This window comes from Pantoea sp. 18069 (genome assembly GCF_902706035.1).
Lineage (GTDB): Bacteria > Pseudomonadota > Gammaproteobacteria > Burkholderiales > Burkholderiaceae_C > Comamonas.
In genome coordinates this window covers 1-16,944 of the sequence record NZ_CACSJA010000009.1, presented here as the reverse complement: position 1 = coordinate 16,944, position 16,944 = coordinate 1, and the positions used below count along the sequence as shown (strand labels likewise).

At 66.2% G+C, this 16,944-nt stretch carries 15 protein-coding genes; 7 read left to right on the top strand and 8 right to left on the bottom strand.

Annotated elements, in window-relative coordinates; all coding sequences use genetic code 11:
* The first annotated feature begins 47 nt into the window (after positions 1 to 47).
* The gene (locus GVL12_RS09230; protein ID WP_200843625.1) at positions 48 to 1,202 is read left to right on the top strand and encodes a TFIIB-type zinc ribbon-containing protein; all 1,155 of its coding nucleotides are present in this window, start codon (positions 48 to 50) and stop codon (positions 1,200 to 1,202) included.
* 70 nt (positions 1,203 to 1,272) lie between these two features.
* On the opposite strand, the gene fabB is transcribed toward GVL12_RS09230, so the two are convergent.
* The 6 genes from fabB to GVL12_RS09200 form a co-directional block, all read right to left on the bottom strand.
* Positions 1,273 to 2,493 carry a beta-ketoacyl-ACP synthase I gene (gene fabB / locus GVL12_RS09225; protein WP_159913108.1) on the bottom strand — a complete coding sequence of 407 codons (1,221 nt, stop codon included), beginning with the start codon at positions 2,491 to 2,493 and terminating at the stop codon, positions 1,273 to 1,275.
* Positions 2,490 to 3,014 (bottom strand): bifunctional 3-hydroxydecanoyl-ACP dehydratase/trans-2-decenoyl-ACP isomerase, encoded by a 525-nt coding sequence (gene fabA / locus GVL12_RS09220; protein WP_159913106.1) that lies wholly within the window; start codon positions 3,012 to 3,014, stop codon positions 2,490 to 2,492. The genes fabB and fabA overlap by 4 nt, the downstream gene beginning before the upstream one ends.
* A gap of 162 nt (positions 3,015 to 3,176) precedes the next feature.
* Positions 3,177 to 4,757, bottom strand: coding sequence for an apolipoprotein N-acyltransferase (gene lnt, locus GVL12_RS09215; RefSeq protein WP_159913104.1), 1,581 nt, complete (start codon positions 4,755 to 4,757; stop codon positions 3,177 to 3,179).
* Between the two features lie 8 nt (positions 4,758 to 4,765).
* The gene (locus GVL12_RS09210) at positions 4,766 to 5,647 is read right to left on the bottom strand and encodes an HlyC/CorC family transporter (RefSeq protein ID WP_159913102.1); all 882 of its coding nucleotides are present in this window, start codon (positions 5,645 to 5,647) and stop codon (positions 4,766 to 4,768) included.
* A gap of 147 nt (positions 5,648 to 5,794) precedes the next feature.
* Entirely contained in the window at positions 5,795 to 6,415 is a 621-nt protein-coding gene (locus tag GVL12_RS09205; protein ID WP_200843624.1) for a GNAT family N-acetyltransferase, read from the bottom strand.
* Positions 6,416 to 6,778: 363 nt separating this feature from the next.
* Positions 6,779 to 7,261 (bottom strand): Lrp/AsnC family transcriptional regulator, encoded by a 483-nt coding sequence (locus GVL12_RS09200; RefSeq protein ID WP_159913098.1) that lies wholly within the window; start codon positions 7,259 to 7,261, stop codon positions 6,779 to 6,781.
* A gap of 200 nt (positions 7,262 to 7,461) precedes the next feature.
* Here GVL12_RS09200 and hppD point away from each other — a divergent pair, with 200 nt between their 5' ends.
* Together hppD and phhA are read left to right on the top strand one after the other, a co-directional pair.
* Complete coding sequence (gene hppD, locus GVL12_RS09195; RefSeq protein WP_159913096.1) at positions 7,462 to 8,601, top strand: 4-hydroxyphenylpyruvate dioxygenase; 1,140 nt, start codon at positions 7,462 to 7,464, stop codon at positions 8,599 to 8,601.
* A 28-nt stretch (positions 8,602 to 8,629) separates the two neighbouring features.
* The gene (gene phhA / locus GVL12_RS09190) at positions 8,630 to 9,487 is read left to right on the top strand and encodes a phenylalanine 4-monooxygenase (RefSeq protein ID WP_159913094.1); all 858 of its coding nucleotides are present in this window, start codon (positions 8,630 to 8,632) and stop codon (positions 9,485 to 9,487) included.
* Here the strand turns inward: phhA and GVL12_RS09185 are convergent.
* The gene (locus GVL12_RS09185) at positions 9,484 to 10,428 is read right to left on the bottom strand and encodes a triacylglycerol lipase (protein ID WP_159913092.1); all 945 of its coding nucleotides are present in this window, start codon (positions 10,426 to 10,428) and stop codon (positions 9,484 to 9,486) included. The two genes, phhA and GVL12_RS09185, sit on opposite strands and share 4 nt — an antisense overlap.
* A 538-nt stretch (positions 10,429 to 10,966) precedes the next feature.
* Between GVL12_RS09185 and GVL12_RS09180 the strand changes: the two genes are divergently transcribed.
* Both GVL12_RS09180 and GVL12_RS09175 read left to right on the top strand, forming a co-directional pair.
* Positions 10,967 to 12,652 (top strand): AMP-binding protein, encoded by a 1,686-nt coding sequence (locus GVL12_RS09180; RefSeq protein WP_159913090.1) that lies wholly within the window; start codon positions 10,967 to 10,969, stop codon positions 12,650 to 12,652.
* Positions 12,649 to 13,596 carry an MBL fold metallo-hydrolase gene (locus GVL12_RS09175; protein WP_200843623.1) on the top strand — a complete coding sequence of 316 codons (948 nt, stop codon included), beginning with the start codon at positions 12,649 to 12,651 and terminating at the stop codon, positions 13,594 to 13,596. The genes GVL12_RS09180 and GVL12_RS09175 overlap by 4 nt, the downstream gene beginning before the upstream one ends.
* Here GVL12_RS09175 and GVL12_RS09170 read toward each other — a convergent pair.
* Complete coding sequence (locus GVL12_RS09170; protein ID WP_159913088.1) at positions 13,593 to 15,575, bottom strand: lytic transglycosylase domain-containing protein; 1,983 nt, start codon at positions 15,573 to 15,575, stop codon at positions 13,593 to 13,595. The two genes, GVL12_RS09175 and GVL12_RS09170, sit on opposite strands and share 4 nt — an antisense overlap.
* Between GVL12_RS09170 and GVL12_RS09165 the strand changes: the two genes are divergently transcribed.
* A complete protein-coding gene (locus GVL12_RS09165; protein ID WP_306770588.1) occupies positions 15,469 to 16,179 on the top strand; it encodes a 5-formyltetrahydrofolate cyclo-ligase in 711 nt (236 codons plus the stop codon). The genes GVL12_RS09170 and GVL12_RS09165 overlap by 107 nt on opposite strands.
* 495 nt (positions 16,180 to 16,674) lie before the next feature.
* On the top strand, positions 16,675 to 16,944 hold a 270-nt coding region (locus GVL12_RS09160), incomplete at its 3' end, for an RRXRR domain-containing protein (protein WP_200843621.1).

Here is a 16,944-nt window from a genome sequence, read left to right as displayed (position 1 = left end):
TTCCAGCAGATTGACCGGCGCCCTTGCGGCGCCAAGGTGGCTTGGCCGTGACCCCAGAACCTTCCCGCTCTCCTGACGCCGGCTATTCGGCCGTGGCCGAAACGCCGCGGCCCGCGCTGGTCGGCAAGCATCCCTGCCCCGAATGCGGCGCCAACCTCGAATGGAACCCCAAGGCCCAGTCGCTGCGCTGCCCCTACTGCGGCACGCTCGTGCCCTGGAGCGAAGCGCAGCGCGAGGAACTGGGCAACGCCGTGGTCGAGCAGGACCTGGCCGCGGCGCTGCAAAGCCCGCAGGCCGGCCGGGGCTGGGGCCCGCAACGGCGCGAAGTGCAATGCCAAAACTGCCGCGCGATCTCGGTGTTCGTCGACGGGCGCACGGCCCAGCGCTGCGATTTCTGCGGCTCGCCGGCCATCGTCGCGCACGAGGAACGCAACGACGCGATCACGCCGCAAAGCATTCTGCCGTTCAGGATCAGCGACGGCCAGATCCGCGACGCGATCCGCCAATGGTATGGCTCGCGCTGGTTCGCGCCGAACAAGCTCAGGAACGCCGCGCTGACCGACACGCTCAAGGGCCTGTACCTGCCCTACTGGACGTTCGACGCCCATGTGCAGGCCACCTGGCAGGCCGATGCCGGCTTCTACTACTACACCACCGAAACCTACCGCGACGCCAATGGCAACTCCCAGACGCGCCAGGTCCAGCATGTGCGCTGGGAGCCGGCCGCAGGGCAACTCGCGCATTTCTTCGACGACGCGCTGGTGCCGGGCACGGTGGGTGTGCACGCCGCGCTGCTGCGCAGGATCGAGCCCTTCCCGACCACGACCGACCTCAAGCCCTATACGCCCGAGTTCGTGCGCGGCTGGACCGTGGAACGCTACCAGGTCGACCTGGGCCAGGCCGCGCAACTCAACCAGCAGGACATGGACGCCGCAGTGCGGCAGATGTGCGCGCGCCAGGTGCCGGGCGACACCCAGCGCAACCTGCGCGTGCAAAGCCGCTACCAGGGCCGCACCTTCAAGCACACGCTGATGCCGGTCTGGCTCGTAGGCTACACCTACGGCCGCAAGAACTACCAGATCGTCGCCAACGGCTACACCGGCCAGATCGCGGGCGAGCAGCCGTACAGCTGGGTGAAGATCACGCTGGCGGTGCTGTTTGCGTTGCTGATCGGGGTGCTGCTGTTGTCGGCGATGCAATAGCCCGGACAAAACAAAACCCCGTGGCCGGTGACGGCGACGGGGTTTGTCTGGCCGCAGGGCGGCCGAGGGCTTACGCGCCTTCCCAGCGGCGCAGCACCAGGCTGGCGTTCGTGCCGCCAAAGCCGAAGCTGTTGGACAGCACCTGGCGCAGCGGGGCGTCGCGGGTCTCGGTGACCAGCGGCATGCCTTCGACCGCGGGGTCGGGCGTCTCGACGTTGGCCGAGCCGGCGATGAAGCCCTTGTTGAGCATCAGCAGGCAGTAGATCGCTTCCTGCACGCCGGTCGCGCCCAGCGAGTGGCCGGTCAGCGACTTGGTCGACGAGAACGGCGGAACCTGTTCACCGAAGACTTCGCGGATGGCGCGCAGTTCGGGCACGTCACCGACCGGGGTCGAAGTGCCGTGGGTGTTGATGTAGTCGATGGGGCCGTCCAGGCCTTCGATGGCCTGGCGCATGCAGGCAATGGCGCCGTCGCCCGAAGGCGCGACCATGTCCTCGCCGTCGGACGTGGCGCCGAAGCCCACGACTTCGCCGAGGATGTTGGCGCCGCGCGCGAGCGCATGCTCCAGGCTTTCGAGCACCACGGCGCCGCCGCCGCCGGCGATCACGAAGCCATCGCGGTTGGCGTCATAGGCGCGTGCGGCCTTCTCGGGCGTGGCGTTGTACTTGCTGGACATCGCGCCCATGCCGTCGAACAGCAGCGACATGCCCCAGGACAGCTCTTCGCCGCCGCCGGCGAACATCACGTCCTGCATGCCCCAGGCGATCTGCTGGGCCGCGGAGCCTATGCAGTGCGCCGAAGTCGAGCAGGCCGAGGTGATCGAGTAGTTGATGCCCTTGATGGCGAAATTCGTCGACAGGCAGGCCGAGACCGTGGAGCTCATGCAGCGCGTGACCTGGTAGGGGCCGACGCGGCGTATGCCTTTTTCGCGCAGCGTGTCCGCGGCTTCGATCTGGTTGGCGGGCGAGCCGCCGCCCGAGCCCATGATCAGGCCGGTGCGCGGATGGGAAACCTGCTCGGGTGTGAGTCCGGCCTCGGCGATGGCCTGGGTCAGCGCAATCTGCGCATAGGCCGCCGCATCGCCCATGAAACGCAACTGCTTGCGGTCGATCAATGCCTCGACATCAATTTGCGGAATGCCGGCCACCTGGCTGCGCATGCCCAGTTCGGTGAACTCGGGCATGGCCCGAATGCCCGAACGGCTCTCGCGCAGCGAGGCCTCGACCGCTGCATTGTCGTTACCGATGCACGAGACGATGCCCGTGCCCGTAATCACAACCCGACGCTTCATTCTGCAGATCCTTCGGTTTTGCCCTCACGCATGAACAAACCCACGCGCAGGTCGGTTGCCGTATAGATGAGCTTGCCGTCGGCCAGCAGGCGTGCGTCGCCGATGGCCATGTTGAGTTTGCGCTTGATCAGGCGTTTGATGTCGATTTCGTAGGTCACCAACTTGACGTCGGGCCCCACTTCGCCGGTGAACTTGACTTCGCCGGCGCCGAGCGCACGGCCACGACCGGGCAGTTGCAGCCAGGTCAGGTAAAAGCCAATCAACTGCCACATGGCGTCGAGCCCCAGGCAGCCCGGCATCACCGGATCGCCCTGGAAATGGCATTTGAAAAACCACAGGTCGGGGTTCACGTCGAGTTCGGCCACGATCTTGCCCAGACCATGCTCGCCGCCTTCGCTGGCGATGTGCGTGATGCGATCGAACATCAGCATGGGAGGCAAAGGCAGGCGCCCGGAATCAGGAGTGAACAGCTTGCCCTCGCCGGAGGCGATCAGTTGCTGGTAGGAAAAGGAATCGGCCATTATCAAACTTGCTCCACAGCGGTGCACTCACCGCTTCGTTGTCGCGTGATTCGCAGCATTTCGCAGCGCCACAGGCGCGCATTATCCGGCCCACGGCGGCGCCGTATAACCGCAAAGACCCTGCAAATGCAAAAGAACACGGATACTTCAAAAGACGACAGTCTACTTGCCCTGGCTGAACTTTCGCTGTCGCCAGGCTGCACAGCCCAGTGCCAGCGCGGCCAACAGCCATAGCGGCAGCTGTCCGGCCCAGCGCACCCAGCGCGCAAAAGGCGTGATTCCGTCGCGTCCCTGGACACTGCCGGACAGCACGCCGCGCTCATGCGGCGCGAGCGCCTGGGTCACGTCGCCATGGTGGTCGATGATCACCGTGGCGCCGGTATTCGTGGCGCGCAGCATGGGCCGCTCGAACTCGAGCGCGCGCATGCGGCTGATCGCCAGATGCTGGTCGATGGCGACGCTGTCGCCGAACCAGCCGATATTGCTCACGTTGACGAAAATCGTCGGCGCCGTGCTCGGATCGCGAAACCGCAGCCCAAGTTCCTCGCCGAACAAATCTTCATAGCAGATGTTGGGCGCGAGCCGCTGGCCGGCCCAGTCCATGGAAGGCTGGTCCAGGCTGCCGCGGTTGAAGTCGCCCAAGGGGATGTTCATCATCTCGGTGAACCAGCGAAACAGCGGCGGGATGAATTCGCCGAACGGCACCAGATGGTGCTTGTCGTAGCGGTATACCGAGGCCTCGCCCGGCACCAGGCCGATCACGGCATTGGCATAGCCTTCGAGCGGGTTGCCCAGCGGAATGCCGATCAGCGCGGCCTGCGGGCCCTGGCTGAAATGCTGCTGCAGTATCGCCATGTAGTCGAGCGGCAGTTGCTGGGGCAGCAGCGGAATCGCGGTTTCGGGCGCGACCACCAGTTGGGCATCGGTGCTGCGCAGCGCACGCGAATACCAGTCCAGCGCCAGCGGCACGCCGCTGCCGGGCTCGAATTTCTCGTCCTGGGGGATATTGCCCTGCAGCAGGGCCACGCTGATCGCGCCTGGCTGTGCGGCCGGCGCGGCGGCCAGGCAGGCGCGCAGCGCGCAGTCACGCTGCCAGAACAGGCCGGCGAGCAGCGCCGCGCCGGCCAGCAGCAGCGCCCCGCTGCGCGCCTGGCGCAGATGCCGGGCCCGCAGCCCGGCCAGCCCATAGGCGAGCGCGGCCGCGACGGCCCCGGTGCCGTAGACGCCCAGCCAGCGCGGCAGCACGGACAGCGGCCCGTCGACATGGGCATAGCCGCCCGCGCCCCAGGGAAAGCCGGTGAAGAGACTGCCGCGTGCCAGTTCGGCCAGCGTCCAGCAGGCCGCAAACAGCAGCGCCGAGGCCAGCGCGCCCGAAGGTTTCAAGCGCGCAAAGGCCCAGGCCGCGAGCGCGTAATAGCTGCCGAGAAACGCGGCCAGTCCGAGCACCGCCAGCACCGCCAGCGGCGCGGGCAGGCCGCCATAGGTGTGCATGGAGATGAACAGCCACCAGAACGTCGCGGCCAGCCAGCAGGTGGCGAACACGAAGGCGAGCGCCGCGGCGCGCCGCGGCGCCGCCACGGCGCGCAGGCCATGGGCGAACAGCGCCAGCGACAGGATCTGCAGCCACCACAGCGGCTGCCCTCCTGCGGGCCAGGCGATCGACAGCGCCTGGGCCAGGCCCGCGGCGGCCACGACGGCCGCCGGCAGCCAGAAGGCCGCGCGGCCGGGCGAAAGCAAAGCCATGCGGGCGTTCAGTTGCTCACCAGGCTGTCCGGCGCATGCTCGCGCACCACGCGGAACCAGCGCACGGCACCGCCCTTGGTGTGCAGCACGGTGAAGCCCAGGCCCTTCATCTGCAGGTATTCGCCACGCTTGGGCACATGGCCCATTTCATGCGCAATCAGCCCGCCTATGGTCTCGAAATCGTCTTCGGGGTCGGTGGCCTGGAGGACCACATCGAATGCTTCGGCCACGCGCTCGACCGACGTGTCGCCCGAGACACGGTAGCTGCTGTCGGCCAGCGCGAAGATGTCGCCTTCGTCTTCGGGAATGTCGAACTCGTCTTCGATCTCGCCGACGATTTCCTCGAGCACGTCCTCGATGGTGACCAGGCCGGCAACGCGGCCGAACTCGTCGATGACGATCGCCAGGTGGCTGCGGTTGCCGCGGAACTCGCGCAGCAGATCGTGCAGGCCCTTGCTCTCGGGAACGAACACCGCGGGGCGCAGCAGCGCGCGCAGATTGAGTTCGGGGGCGCGCTGGAGCTTGAGAAGGTCCTTGGCCAGCAGGATGCCGATGATGTTTTCCCGCTCGCCCTGGTAGATGGGAAAGCGCGAATGGGCGGTGGTGATGACCTGGTGCAGGATGACGTCGAAAGGATCGTCGATGTTGACGAGGTCCATCCGTGTCGAGGCGACCATCACGTCGCCGGCCGTCATGTCGGCCATCCGGATCACGCGTTCGAGCATTACGCGGGAATCGGCGCCAATGACTTGCTTGTCTTCGGCTTCCGCCAGGGTTTCGATCAATTCATCGGTGGACTCGGGGGCCGGATGGATGAATTCAGCGACTTTTTGCAGAAAACTGCGCTTGTCTTCCTTTTCGGAAGAACGAGCAGAATGCGGGTCTGACACTGTCTTGGAATGCAGGACGTGCGGTAGTGGAACAAGCTGCAAGGATAGCGGATTGCCCGCGTTTGATGTGTGGCGTTTGCGAGAAATCCCCGTTGCGCCATGGCCCTCTTGGCGCCCAAGGCGCGCCATGGCCGCGGCTGCCGCGCCTCAGGCCCCGGTCTTGTGGCGGCCTTCGCGCATGCCCTGGCGAATCTCCTGCATGCCCGCCAGAAAGCTCCAGAACTGCCTGGCCTGCTTCTTGAGCTGGTAGTCGACTTCGGCGACCTGCTGGTTGAGCATCTGCTCCATGTGCGTGTCTATGCCCGCAGGCGGCAGCTGCAGATAGGCTTCGGACTCCGAGCCGTCGCGCGTGACCACGGCACCGGCCTTGCGCGCGATCTTGAGCATCGCGGTGTTCTCGGACAGCGCATGGATGAACATCATGCTCACGCCGCGCGTGCGCCCATGCACGATCGCATGGTCGAACAGACGCTTGCCCAGGCCCTTGCCACGCGCCTGCTTGAGCACGGACACGCCGAACTCGGCGCAGCGATGGTGCTCGGGATGGGGCCCATAGGCGAGGTGCGCCATGGCGATCAGCTCCAGGCGCCGGTTGTAGATGCCGAATACCTGGTCGCGGTCGAAATCGAGCTGCTGCACATAACGCAGCACCTGCTCGTCGCTGGCCGCATAGCCAAAACGCAGGTAACGGTCGGCAGTGTCGAGCTTGAGCAGATGGCGGCCCACGCTGTGGCGGTGGCGCGCACCCAAGGTGCGAATAGGAACCATGGCAGGACGGCCCAAGGTGATGAAGCGGGGTGACGGGCTGGCAACCGGGCGCAACATCTGCGTGCCCGCGCGCCAGGAAGACCTCAACCAGTCAATAGAAACGTTCATGCCTCGAATATAGGGGATTACCCTATACCCTTCAAGAAACATGTTGCAGTGCAGCATGCAAACGATGCGAGCTTGCAACGCTTTCAGTGCGCATGGCTTGAGCGCAGGCCGTTCGTTGCGGGCCGCACTCCCCCCGTTCGTGGTGAACCCGTCGAACCATGAACGGCCTGCCCTCATGCCACGCTGTTGCTTGATAACGCCTGGCGAGGCTTCGCCTCGCTCAGAACGAACGGCTGACGAAGGGCCGAGGGCAGGCTAGACCGGCACGGCCGTCGTCGCCTTGACGCGGTCCAGCACAAAGCTGGTTTTGCAGTCCTGCACGCTCGGGTGCTTGAGCAGCGTGTCCATGATGAAGCGGCTGTAATGCGCCATGTCGCTGACCACGACGCGCAGCAGATAGTCCATCTCGCCGGTCAGCGACGCGCATTCGACGACTTCGGGCCAGGTCTGCACGCTGGCGCGGAACACATCCATGGGATTGCGCTTGCTGGTTTCGGTGTACTTCTCTAGCCGCACGTTGAGATAGGCGGTCAGGCCCAGGCCCACGGTCTCGGGGCGCACCAGCGCGACATAGCGGTCGATCACGCCCGCTTCTTCGAGCCGCTTGACGCGGCGCAGCACGGCACTGGGCGAAAGGCCGACCTGCTCGCCGATCACGTCATAGGTTTCGCGGCCGTTTTCCTGCAGGCGCCGCAGAATGGCACGGTCCAGTTTGTCGATTGCTTGCGTTGCGCTCATGGCCGGCATTCTACGGATGCGGGCAAAAACACCCAGGGTTTCCCCGAATCACCCTCAAAAACTGCATGAAATGTGTCTTCCTTGCACTTTTCATGCAAATCTGGCGCGTACATCTGTGCAACAACGCAGGAATTCACGGCCAGCAAGTTCTACAGTGGACTCCATACCCACCGACCGCCACCCCGGCAGGAGACACCACCATGAATGCCCCGCTTCCCTTGAACACCGCCCCGTCCACGCCCTCTTCCACCGCCGCCTGGGACAACCCCATGGGCACGGACGGCTTCGAGTTCATCGAATATGCGGCGCCCGATCCGGTCGCCATGGGCCAGGTCTTCGAAAGCATGGGCTTCAAGGCCGTGGCCAGGCACCGCCGCAAGAACGTGACGCTCTACCGCCAGGGCGAGATCAACTTCATCATCAACGCCGAGCCCGACAGCTTCGCCCAGCGCTTCGCGCGGCTGCACGGCCCCAGCGTCTGCGCGATCGCGTTTCGCGTCGACGACGCCAAGGCGGCCTACGAGCGCGCGCTCGATCTGGGCGCCTGGGGCCATGAAGGCACGCACACGCCCGGCGAACTCAACATCCCGGCGATCAAGGGCGTGGGCGACAGCCGCATCTACCTGGTCGACCGCTGGCACGGCAAGAACGGCGCCAAGCCCGGCGACATCGGCAACATCGGCTTCTTCGACGTCGACTTCGTGCCGCTGCCGGGCGTCACCACCGAAGAGATGCTGACCCCGCGCGGCCACGGCCTGACCTATATCGACCACCTGACGCACAACGTGCACCGCGGCCGCATGAACGAATGGGCCGACTTCTACGAGCGGCTGTTCAACTTCCGCGAGATCAGGTACTTCGACATCGAAGGCCAGGTCACGGGCGTCAAGAGCAAGGCCATGACCAGCCCCTGCGGCAAGATCCGCATTCCGATCAACGAAGAGGGCAAGGAAAAGGCCGGCCAGATCCAGGAGTACCTGGACTCCTACCACGGCGAAGGCATTCAGCACATCGCCATGGGCTCGGACAACCTCTACGCGACCGTCGACGCGCTGCGCACCAGCGGCGTGCGCCTGCTCGACACCATAGACACCTACTATGAACTCGTCGACCAGCGCATTCCCGGCCACGGCGAGCCGCTGGACCAGTTGCACCAGCGCAAGATCCTGATCGACGGCAAGAAGGACGCCATCTTGCTGCAGATCTTCAGCGAGAACCAGCTCGGCCCCATCTTCTTCGAGTTCATCCAGCGCAAGGGCGACGACGGCTTCGGCAACGGCAACTTCAAGGCGCTGTTCGAGAGCATAGAGCTCGACCAGATGCGCCGCGGCGTGCTCTGAGGCAAGTGCCTTCCCCGGGAGAAAAGCCATGGGACAAGCTCCAGTGGTCTACGGACAATCCGAGCGCCCGCCGCGCGGCGACTACAGCCGCGCCGCGGGCGACTACACCTGCGCCCAGGATTACGCGGCCTATACCGAAACCGACCACGACACCTACCGGCGTCTGCACGCGCGCCAGTCGGCGCTGCTGCCGGGGCGCGCCTGCGCGGAGTTCATCGCCGCGCTGCCGTCGCTCGGGTCCCATGAGCGCATTCCGCGCTTCGAGGACATCAACACGCGGCTGATGCCGGCCACGGGCTGGCAGATCGTCGCCGTGCCCGGGCTGATTCCCGAGCTGGCGTTCTTCGAGCTGCTCGCCGCGCGCCGCTTTCCGGTCACCGACTGGATACGCACGCCGGCCGAGTTCGACTACATCGTCGAGCCCGACATCTTCCACGACCTGTTCGGCCATGTGCCGCTGCTGTTCAACCCGCAGCTCGCCGACTATGTGCAGCGCTATGGCCAGGGCGGCATCAAGGCGCACAGCCTGGGCGCCTGCGAAATGCTCGCGCGGCTGTACTGGTACACGATAGAGTTCGGACTGATACGCGAGGCCGGCGGCCTGCGCGCCTATGGCGCGGGCATCCTGAGCTCGGGTGGCGAGCTGGTCCATTCGGTCGAAAGCCCGCAACCGCAGCGCCTGCCGCTCACCGTGGAACGCGCGATGCGCTCGCGCTACAAGATCGACAGCTACCAGCAGACCTATTTCGTGATCGACGACCTGCAGCAGCTGTTCGACATGACCGAAGCCGACTTCGCGCCGCTGTACGCGCAGCTGCGCGCCCTGCCCGAGTTCTCGGCCGACGGGCAGATCATTGCGCCGCAGGCGGCACCCGCCAACGGCTAGGCCTGCTCCACCAGCGCGGCGCAGTCCTGCATGAGCTGCGCGTCGAACACCAGTTGCACATGGGCCTGGTCGACGATCAGCCGGTTGTCGGCGCCGGGGTAGGTCGCAGCAAGCGCGGGCATCACCAGGTTGTCGCAGTTCGAATACCAGCAGGTCATGCGCGCGGCCAGGGCCTGTGGTTCCTGGGCGGCCAGGGTCCGCAGCCAGTCGCTGTCCAGGCGCATCTGCCGGCCGTTGAGGCTGTGGCTGAAATTCGCGATCCAGGTGCCACGGTGCGGCGCGGCCAGCGTGATCACACGCGCCACCAGCGCCTGCAGACGCTGTGCGGCCTGGGCTTCGCTCACGCCGTCTGCGACCACAGCGCCGCGGCTGCGCAGCCAGGCGCGTATCACCAGCCCGCCCATGCTGTGGCCGATCACCACGGGCGGGCGGCCCGAGATCCCGGCCATGCGCCGCACGGCGGCATCCAGGTCGGGCACGCAGTCGTCGATCGACCCCCAGGCCGGCTCGAGCGTGACCGCGATGCAGGGGATGCGGCGCGCCGCGAACAGCCGCTGCCAGGGCTGCCAGAAAGCCCGGTTGCACAGATAGCCATGCACCAGCACCACCCCCACAGATCCTGCGTCTGCCTCGACGTCATCGGCCAGCGCGTGCGTGCGAAACGGCTGGCGCCAGCCGAAGATGCGGTAGGCGAGCCCGACTTCGGCCAGGAAGGCGCGCAGCATGGCGCGCGCCGCCACCGGCGGCAGCTCGCCCATGGCGTCGCGCGGTGCCAGCAGCAGGCAGACGAATTGCGTGCCTATGCTCCACGCGGGAAACAGCAACAGCGCCAGCACACCGCCCAGCGCCAGCGCGGGCGACTGCGGCCATTGCCACCAGAGCCAGAGCACGGCCAGTGCCCAGCCGCCGAGGATGGAGGCCTGCTGCCAGCGTGCGTTCATTCCTGCATACCTGTCATGCCTGCGGTTTACCACGCCGCGCCGCCCTTGGCTATCGGCGGACCCCCATCTTTCGCCCCTTTGGCCCTTTGGCCCTTTGGCCCTTTGGCCCTTTGGCCCTTTGGCCCTTTGGCCCTTTGGCCCTTTGGCCCTTTGGCCCTTTGGCCCTTCGACAGACTCTCAAGAAACAGCTTTTTTTGCCAAATAAATCAATGACTTAGAAAGCGCGCGATTTGGGGAAACAGCGACGAGCGACGTCTCTTCGACAAGTTAATGGCGAACGCCGACTAACCATTCGTGGTGAGCCTGTCGAACCATGAACGGCCTGCCCTCAAGCCCCGCTGTTTCTTGTTAACGCATGGCGAGACCTCGGCTCGCCTACCTTGCTCAGGGCGAACGGAAACCCTCTTGCGCTGTCCTCCCCGGGACATTCCCTAGGACAAGCCCGGGGGACAGCCCGGGCTGGCGGCTCCAGAATGGGCAGATCCCATCGCGGCCTGCTGCGCCAGGTCATTCTTCCGACATTCAAGGCTGTACTCGCATGGATCCTCTCTGGCTGCAGAACTATCCCGCTGACGTTCCCCACGATATCGATGCCGGTGCCTACCGATCGGTGGCCCAGCTGATCGAGGAATCGCTGAAGAAGAACGCCGACCAGCCGTTTTCGGTCTGCATGGACCACTGGATGCATTACCGCGAGCTCGACCAGCTCTCGCAGCAGCTCGGTGCCTGGCTGCAGGGCCTGGGGCTGGAGCCCGGTGCGCGCGTGGCCATCATGCTGCCCAATGTGCCGCAGTTCGCCGTGACCATGGCCGCGGTGCTGCGCGCGGGCTATACCTGCGTCAACGTCAACCCGCTCTACACCGCGCGCGAACTCGAGCACCAGCTCAAGGACTCGGGCGCGAGCGCCATCGTCATCCTCGAGAACTTCGCCCATACGCTGGGCAGCGTGCTCGAGCGCACGCCCATCCAGCAGATCTGCATCACTTCGCTGGGCGACCTGCTGGGCCCGGTCTATGGCCGCTGGATACGCTTTGCCGCGCGCCATCTCGCAAAGATGGTGCCGCCCTATACGCTGGCGCTGACAGACGGCCGCCAGGTCACGACCTTTCCCCAGGCGCTGGCGCTGGGCGCGCAGCGCACGCTGCGCCCCAGCCCGGCGACGCCGGACTCGATCGCCTTCCTGCAATACACCGGCGGCACCACGGGACTGTCCAAGGGCGCGATCCTGACGCACCGCAACATCATTGCCGCGACGCTGCAGGCCGAAGCCTGGTTCGCGCCCGCGCTGAGCAGTCTGCCCGACCGCCGCAAGCTGCACAGCATCGCCGCGCTGCCGCTCTACCATATCTTCGCGCTCACGCTGTGCCTGCTCGCCATCCGCCAGGGCTCGAGCCTGAGCCTGATTCCCAACCCGCGCGACATCGCCAAGTTCGTCGGTGTGCTGAAAAAACGCCCCTTCCACCTGCTGCCCGGCGTGAACACGCTGTTCAACGCGCTGCTGCAGAACCCGCAGTTCCGCGCCCTCGATTTCTCCAGCCTGTACCTGACCCAGGCCGGCGGCATGGCCGCGTCCGAAGGCACGGCGCGCGAGTGGAAGAAAGTCACGGGCAGCACCATGATCGAAGGCTGGGGCATGAGCGAAACCTGCGCCATCGGCACCAACAACCCCGTCACCAACCCCGAGTTCACGGGCCACATCGGCCTGCCGCTGCCGGGCATATCGATCACCATCAAGGACGAGAACGGCCAGAACCTGCCGCTGGGTCTGCCGGGCGAGCTGTGCATCCAGGGCCCGAATGTGATGACCGGCTATTACAACCAGCCGCAGGAAACCGCCAAGGCCTTCACCGACGACGGCTACCTGCGCACCGGCGACGTGGGCCAGATGGATGGCCAGGGCTGCGTGCGCATCATCGACCGCAAGAAGGACATGATCCTGGTCAGCGGCTTCAACGTCTATCCGAACGAACTCGAGAACGTGATTTCGCTGTGCCCGCATGTGGTCGAATGCGCGGCCATAGGCGTGCCCGACGAAAAGCAGGGCGAGGCGATCAAGGTGTTCGTCGTGCGCAGCAGCACGGCGCTCGACGAGGAAGCGGTGCTGCGCTACTGCAGCGAAAACCTCACGGGCTACAAGCGGCCCAAGTACATCGAGTTCCGCGACGCGCTGCCCAAGACCAATGTCGGCAAGATCCTGCGGCGCGCGCTGCGCTCGCCGCAGTGAGCCGCGCTCACGCCGCGGGCGCGCTGTGGCCCGAAATGACCGTGCTCGAGCGCGGCTGGCTGTCGGCGAACAGCGTGCTGTTCACCGGGCCCGACGCCGCCGCGCCATCGGACGCCGCGCTGGTCGACACCGGCTACTGCATCCATGCCGAACAGACCGTGCAACTGGTGCGCTCGGCCCTGGGCACGCAGCCGCTGGCGCGCATTCTCAACACCCATCTGCACAGCGATCACTGCGGCGGCAATGCCGCGCTGCAGGCGGCCTGGCCGGGCGTGCACACCGCCATCGCGCCGGGCCAGGCGGCCCAGGTGCGCGACTGGGATGCACAGGCGCTGGGCTATGTGCCCACGGGCCAGCAATGCCCGCGCTTTCGCATCGACGCCACGCTCCAGCCCGGCAGCGACGTCTCGCTGGGCGGGCGGCCCTGGCAGATCCACGCCGCGCCCGGCCACGACCCGCATTCGGTGGTGCTGTTCGAGCCCGAGGCCCGGCTGCTGATTTCGGCCGATGCGCTCTGGGAAAAAGGCTTTGGCGTGGTGTTTCCCGAACTCGACGGCGAGGACGCGTTTGCCGAAGTCGGCGCCACGCTGGACCTGATCGAGCGTCTCGCGCCCTTGACCGTCATTCCCGGCCATGGCCCGATATTCCAGAACGTGGCGGCCGCGCTGGCTGCGGCGCGCGCACGCCTTGCGGGCTTCGTGCAGTCGCCGCTGCGCCACGCGCGCCATGCGGCCAAGGTGCTGATCAAGTTCAAGCTGCTGGAATGGCAGCACATAGACGCGTGCGCGCTGCAGGCCTGGACCGAGGCCACGCCCTATCTGGTGCAGCTGCATGCACGGCATTTTTCGCAGACCGCGCCCGCGGCCTGGACCACGGCCCTGGTCGATGAACTGGTCGCCGTGGGTGCGGCCCGGCGCGAGGCCGGGCAGCTATACAACGTTTAAGGCAAGTCCTTGTTGGGCTCGGGCTCGTTGATCGGGCGCGGCCCCACCGTGCCCAGGCGCGACTTGAGCGACTGGGGCTGGCTGGAGATCAGCGCCGCGTAGGCGGTGGTATTGGCCAGCACCTTCTTCACGTAGTCGCGCGTTTCGGTGAACGGCACGTTCTCTGCCCAGATCGCGGCGTCGAGCACCGGCCCGTTGCGCCACGCGCGCGGGCGGCCCGGGCCGGCGTTGTAGCCGGCTGCGGCCATCGCCATCGAGCCGTCGAAGTCGTCGAGCGCGAGCTTGAGGTAGGCCGTGCCTATGGTGATGTTGACCTCGCGGTCGTTGATCATGCCCGGCGTGAAGTCCGTCATGCCGATCTTGCGCGCGGTCCAGCGCGCGGTCGCGGGCATGACCTGCATCAGGCCCGAAGCACCGACGCCCGAGCGCGCATTCATGATGAAGCGGCTTTCCTGGCGTATCAGTCCGTAGACATAGGCCGGGTCGAGGCCGATCATGCGCGAACGCGCGATCACCGTGTCGTGGAACGGCATGGGGTAGCGCTGGTTCCAGTCGACTTCGCTGCGCGTGCGCTCGCTGGTGTTGATGCAGCGGTCCCAGACTTCACGCTGGCAGGCCAGTTCGGCCGCGGCAAGCAGCGAGCGTTCGTCCATGCCGCCCGGCGTGTGCAGGTTGGTCGCGTAATTCCACTCGCGCACACCTTCGCTGCGCAGGCCCAGCTGTATCGCCTGCAGGCCGCGCTGCAGCCCGGGGTTGGCCAGCACCGCCGCTTTTTCCTGCGCCGTGATGGCCGCGGGTGCGGCTGGCACCGTCACGCGCTGGCCCAGTTCCTCGAGCGCGAGCTGCTCGTAGAAGCCGCCGGGCCCGGCAATGCTTTCGAACAGCTGGCGCGCCTGGGCGCGCTCGGCGTCGCCGCCATGCGGGGCCAGCAGCGATTTGGCTTTCCAGTAGACCCAGGTGCTGTCGGCCTGGCCCTGGGGGCTCATCGCATCGATGGCGCGCGTGACCTGGCGCCACTGGCTGGCGCGCAAGGCGGTGCGCACTTTCCAGCCCAGCAGTTCGTCGTTGAGGTCCTTGTCCTGGCGCACGTTGGCGAAATAGCCCTGGGCCTCGGGCTGCAGCTTGAACGCGGCCTGCTTGCCGATCGCTGCCCAGGCCCAGTTGCGCTCCTCGGCCGTGAGCACACCGTTCCAGCGGCTCTCGAGCTGGGCCGCGGCCTGGGCCGGGTCGTTGGCCGCCAGGCGGATCAAGGCCAGCAGGCCCAGTTCCTTGCGCACCTGGCCGCGCGCCATGCGCGGGCCCGTGAGGAATTTGATCGGCGACGCAAACAGCTCGCTGACCAGGGGCAGCGACTCGGGTGCGACCATCTGCACCGCATCGCGCACCGCGCGCTGGCGGTTGGCATCGGCGGCCAGGCGCGCCTTGCGCCAGATGTCGCTGGCCGGCATCTGCTTGGCGGCATAGAAGTTCGCGGCCGCGTTGGTGCAGGCATCTTCGGCATCGCGCTGGGCATACCAGAGGTCGCGCACTTCCTGCGCCTGCGCCTCGCCGGTGCGGCCTTCGATCTGCTCAATGGTCAGCGCATAGCAGCGCACCGCGCGGTCATCCTGCATGCGGTAGCCCGGCAGCATCTGCTCGAACTGCCCCCATTCGCGGCGCTGGCCCAGCAGCAGCAGCCAGTCGTTGCGCAGCCGGTCTTCGTGGTAGCTGCCGGCCCAGCGTTTGAGGAACGACTGCACCTCGTCGGGCTGCGCCTCATTGAGCCGCGCGCGCAGCTCCCAGTAGGCGCCCCAGGGTTCGAGCCCGTGGCCGCGCACGGCGGGCAACAGCTGAGCGAGCTGATTGCGGTCGCCTTTGCGGTAGGCTTGCTGCATGGCGAGCAACGCATCGTCGCCACGGATTTGTGCCACCACCAGCGGCGAAGCCGTGGTCCAGAGGGTTGCCGCGAGAAGCGGTGTCAGAATCTTGAGCCAGTGCATGGAGGATTATGTGATGGACAAAGCAGCCTTACGGCGCGCATTGATCGAACAGCGGTTGAACCTTACGGATCGACTGGACCGCGCGGACCTGTTGCAACAGGTCATGCGATTTTGGCTCATTGATCGGCCCGATACCGTGATTGGCGCCTATTGGCCCATCAAAGGAGAGTTTGACCCCTTGCCAGCCCTGCACCGCTGGAAGGAAGATGGCGAGCTGCAGCGCGACGGCCAGCGCCGGCGCATAGGCCTGCCGGTGATCGACAAGGTCCACAAGACCCTGAGCTTTCACCTCTGGTACCCGGGCTGCCCGATGGAAGAGGATGCCTACGGCATTCCCAAGCCCAAGGACACCGAAGTGGTCGTGCCCACGCTGCTGTTCGTGCCCTGCGTCGGTTATGCCCCGGGCGGCTACCGGCTCGGCTATGGCGGCGGTTTCTACGACCGCACGCTGGCCACGCTCACGCCGCGCCCGTTCACCGTGGGGCTGGGCTTTACCTGCGGCTACCTCGACGACTTCGTGCCCGAGCCGCACGACCTGCCGCTGGACGCCATCCTCAACGACAACGGCGTGGTCTGGCCGCAGGCGCAGCGACCGCGGCGCTAGCAGCGTTCGACACCGGGCCGGTCAGCCGGACTGGCAGGCCAGAATCTCTGGACGCGCGCCGGCCATGCCGCAGGTCCATGCATGCGCGCCGACCGGTGTATTCCGTCGCGCGCCTGCCGCTGGGCAAGCGGCGAGATCGATACGCTCAAGAGGTCAATTACCCCGCCCTAAAAGACGGGGCTTGGAACTGAAAGGAATCAAGCCAGATTGACCAGGGAAAGCGGTACCCAACCCGCTACGTTGACAGCAGGTCGTTCAGACGCACCAGCGAATGCTTCCTCAGTTCGCTGCTCTGCAAGATCTTGATCATGCAGGACAAAGGTAAAGGTCCGAAGGTCGTGATCGCAGCCCGCAAAGGCTGGAGCCGGTTGTCGACATTCCCGAGGGGAGCGGGTTCGTGAGAAATCACGCGCCCCGTCACCAGGCCCGTAAGGGCTGACCGCTGGAAAGACAGCCTGGCTGCACAGATTGCAGCGCTTGTGATCAGGAGTCGATGTGGCGGTTTTTGTGTTGGACATCCATGGCAAGGCTTTGATGCCGTGCACCGAAAAGCGGGCCCGGCTGTTGCTGGACCGCGGCCGGGCGCGCGTGCATCGCCTCCTGCCTATGGTCGTCCGACTGGTCGACCGTCAGGCCGGCGACTGCGAATTCCAGCCTCTGCGTCTGAAAATCGACCCGGGGAGCAAGACTACGGGGCTCGCGCTGGTCCGCGAGGTGGCGGCAGTGGACGCTTTGACTGGCGAAGTCCAGCTGGGCGTAGCCGTG

Coding starts and splice junctions, on each gene's coding strand:
- fabB (WP_159913108.1), bottom strand. CDS start 2,493: ATGAAGCGTCGGGTTGTGATTACGGGCACGGGCATCGTCTCGTGCATC.
- fabA (WP_159913106.1), bottom strand. CDS start 3,014: ATGGCCGATTCCTTTTCCTACCAGCAACTGATCGCCTCCGGCGAGGGC.
- lnt (WP_159913104.1), bottom strand. CDS start 4,757: ATGGCTTTGCTTTCGCCCGGCCGCGCGGCCTTCTGGCTGCCGGCGGCC.
- GVL12_RS09205 (WP_200843624.1), bottom strand. CDS start 6,415: ATGGTTCCTATTCGCACCTTGGGTGCGCGCCACCGCCACAGCGTGGGC.
- GVL12_RS09200 (WP_159913098.1), bottom strand. CDS start 7,261: ATGAGCGCAACGCAAGCAATCGACAAACTGGACCGTGCCATTCTGCGG.
- hppD (WP_159913096.1), top strand. CDS start 7,462: ATGAATGCCCCGCTTCCCTTGAACACCGCCCCGTCCACGCCCTCTTCC.
- phhA (WP_159913094.1), top strand. CDS start 8,630: ATGGGACAAGCTCCAGTGGTCTACGGACAATCCGAGCGCCCGCCGCGC.
- GVL12_RS09185 (WP_159913092.1), bottom strand. CDS start 10,428: ATGAACGCACGCTGGCAGCAGGCCTCCATCCTCGGCGGCTGGGCACTG.
- GVL12_RS09180 (WP_159913090.1), top strand. CDS start 10,967: ATGGATCCTCTCTGGCTGCAGAACTATCCCGCTGACGTTCCCCACGAT.
- GVL12_RS09165 (WP_306770588.1), top strand. CDS start 15,469: ATGGCGAGCAACGCATCGTCGCCACGGATTTGTGCCACCACCAGCGGC.
- GVL12_RS09170 (WP_159913088.1), bottom strand. CDS start 15,575: ATGCACTGGCTCAAGATTCTGACACCGCTTCTCGCGGCAACCCTCTGG.